4 protein-coding genes are annotated in these 2,697 nt (G+C 62.0%); 2 read left to right on the forward strand and 2 right to left on the reverse strand.

Going from position 1 to position 2,697, the window contains the following annotated elements:
- Nucleotides 1-15: 15 nt before the first annotated feature.
- Together AC1DWF_RS31435 and AC1DWF_RS31440 are read left to right on the forward strand one after the other, a co-directional pair.
- Entirely contained in the window at nucleotides 16-186 is a 171-nt protein-coding gene (locus AC1DWF_RS31435) for a hypothetical protein (RefSeq protein WP_476785164.1), read from the forward strand.
- Between the two features lie 65 nt (nucleotides 187-251).
- On the forward strand, nucleotides 252-1,292 hold the full coding sequence (locus tag AC1DWF_RS31440; protein WP_476788091.1) for a DUF1176 domain-containing protein: 1,041 nt from the start codon (nucleotides 252-254) through the stop codon (nucleotides 1,290-1,292).
- A gap of 3 nt (nucleotides 1,293-1,295) precedes the next feature.
- Here AC1DWF_RS31440 and AC1DWF_RS31445 read toward each other — a convergent pair whose 3' ends face one another.
- Both AC1DWF_RS31445 and AC1DWF_RS31450 read right to left on the reverse strand, forming a co-directional pair.
- Entirely contained in the window at nucleotides 1,296-2,171 is an 876-nt protein-coding gene (locus AC1DWF_RS31445) for an alpha/beta hydrolase family protein (RefSeq protein ID WP_476785710.1), read from the reverse strand.
- A 218-nt stretch (nucleotides 2,172-2,389) separates the two neighbouring features.
- Nucleotides 2,390-2,697 (reverse strand): nucleotidyltransferase family protein (locus AC1DWF_RS31450; RefSeq protein ID WP_476842508.1); only part of this gene is annotated, 308 nt, incomplete at its 5' end.

Consider the following 2,697-nt stretch of genomic DNA (forward strand, 5'->3'; position numbering starts at 1 on the left):
ACCGGAGCCTGAGTCATGGGTTTCTACACTGAATTGTTCGCCCGCCCTCGCCCCAAGGAGCAAGCCCGCTATCGGGCCGCGCTCGCTTTGCTGAATGCGATGGACAGCGCCGACCGCGCCGATATCGGCATCAAGCCGGCCGATTTCCCCCGCATCGCCCGCGAGATGTCGACCCGCCAGGCCTAAATGTTTGCGCGTCACCGCGCTGCCGCAATCGCTGATGCATGATTGCGGCAGGCAGGAGATTCGCAATGGGGACGTTTTTTACCACCGCAGCTTCAGTGCTCGTGTTTTCGGGCCTGTCTTGCCTTCAGGCGGTGGCGGCCGAAACGCCCTATCTCGATGATCGGTCCGACGCGGCGGCCGTGGTGCGCTCGCTCTACAATGCGGTGAGCCGGCAGGAATATGCCCGCGCCTGGGATTATTTCGGCGAGACCAAGCCCGCCAAGGATTTTGAGGCCTTCGCCAAGGGCTACGAGGCAACCGAGCGCGTCGAGGTCGAAACCGGTGCTGTCAGTTCCGAAGGTGCCGCCGGCAGCATTTTCTACAACATCCCCGTCGCCATTCGCGCCGTCGACAAGGACGGCACCGAAAAGATCTTCGCCGGCTGCTACACCGCGCGACAGGTCAACGGCTCGATCCAGGCGCCGCCGTTCAAACCGATCCAGCTCGACAAGGGCACGCTCAATCCAGCCGATGGCACGCTCACCGACGCATTGCCCAAGCAATGCGGTGACGCTCCGCCAGTCGAAACCGATGCGGTTTTCGATCTTGCCAGGAAGACATTCGCGGCCAGCCATCAGGCCCAATGCGACGTTGCCAAAGAAGGTGATGATGTCGCGCTAAGCTACAGGATTTCCTATCATAACAAGACCGACGCCGCCGACGCAGCACCCAGCGAAGCCCGGCTGTTTCGTTTCTTCTGCCAGATGGGCGCCTACAACGAGACCCATATCTATTACCTCTGGAACGAAGCCGACGGCCTCAACGAGCAGCATTTCGCTACGCCCGAGCTCGACATCCGCTACGAGAACGACAATTCCGAAGGCAAGCTCGAAAGCGTCGACGTCATTGGCTACCGCTCCGAAAACGCGCTGGTCAACTCGTCCTTCGACGAAAAGACCCTGACGATCCTGTCGCACAACAAATGGCGCGGCGTTGGCGACGCCTCGTCCGACGGCACCTGGATTTTCCGCGACGGGGCGTTTGCGCTGATCCAATACGACGTCGATGCGTCCTATGACGGCGAGATCAATCCCCAGAGCGTGCTCGACTATAACACCGGGCCGTAAATCTCACTTCGCGGCCAGCATCCAGTTGAGCGTGTCGCGCCAGTCGGTCATGCGAATCGGCGTGCCGTGCGTGCCGGTTTCGAATCGCACGAAGCGCGCGGGATAGCTGGGTTTCTTGGCGAGGATCGAGCGGAAAAACGCCTCCAGCTTGTCGATTGGGAAGACCGGATCCTTGCTGCCCTGGCCGAAGAACACCGGCACTTTGGCAGCAAACGCCGGCGAGGTCAGGAACCCCTCATCCCACAACGAGCCAAGCAACATCAGCCCGCCCAGTTGCTTGGCCGCCTTGGCATCATGGGCAAGACCCCAGCACAGCGCCCCGCCCATCGAACCGCAAGCAACCACCACCTTGGCGCCGGGCGATCGGGCGGCGTAATGATCGATGAGGGCCGCTATCTCAGCCACGCCCTTGTCGCCGAAGTCGGAAAAATCGGGCGATAGATAAAGCCCGCCATTGGCCACCATCAAGTTCTTGATGCGGTTGAAATTGCCGCCGAAAGTGAAGTCGTCGACGCCCTGCTTGCGGCTGCCACCCTGCCCGTGAAGGTAAAGCACGATGACCGACGCGCCCTCGGTCTTGCCGACTGCAACATGCTTGATGTTGCCGGCATCGGTCCTGAGCATCAGGTCCCGCTGCACCCAGCGCACGCCGGTATCGACATATTTGCTCTTGGCCCGCCGTTCGGGGATCTGGTCGCGTTCGTTGATGTCACGCAACTCGCTGTAATCGACGAGCCGGTAGGTCTTGCCCTCGGATGACAGGATGGCCGGATAGGCGAAGAGTTCGTCCTTGTAGGGCGCTAGGCTTTGCGCATGGGCAGACGAGGCAAGTGTGGCCAGGACGAGCGGTAAGACCAGAAGACGGAGGCTGGCTGGCAGCCATGCGCTCCACGGCGCCCCCCTCTGGCCTGCCGGCCATCTCCCCCTCAGGTGGGGAGATTGGCAGCTTCGGCGCCTCGCCTTTTTTGCAACGTAGACGATTGGCGAAAGTCGCGGTGCCGGCGTGATCTCCCCCCTTGTGGGGGAGATGTCCGGCAGGACAGAGGGGGGCGTGAAGGAACGAGACTTCGAGAAAGGCTTGAGAAACATCACATTGGTCAATCCTGCAACACGCCGCCAGCCGTCTCAAGCGCGTCGGGCGTATCAACATCGACGCCGGCACCGACGCCGATCTCCACATCAATGACATCCACGCCTTCGGATTCAACCAGGTGCCGGGCACCCGTGTCGCCTTCGAGATGGGCGACGGCTGGGAACAGCGACCGCGGCAAGATAACCGGGTTGCCGCGCTTGCCGTCATGGGTGGCGCGGACAACGGCGCGGCCATCGGCGCGCTCGAATGCTTCGATCAGGCGATCGAGGTCGGCGGCCAACACCTCGGGCATGTCGCCGAGCACGATCAGCG

This window comes from Aminobacter sp. P4_D5 (assembly GCF_056401815.1).

Bases quoted from the DNA above. Each gene is read 5' to 3' on its own strand.
- AC1DWF_RS31435 (WP_476785164.1), top strand. From the start codon at position 16: ATGGGTTTCTACACTGAATTGTTCGCCCGCCCTCGCCCCAAGGAGCAA.
- AC1DWF_RS31440 (WP_476788091.1), top strand. From the start codon at position 252: ATGGGGACGTTTTTTACCACCGCAGCTTCAGTGCTCGTGTTTTCGGGC.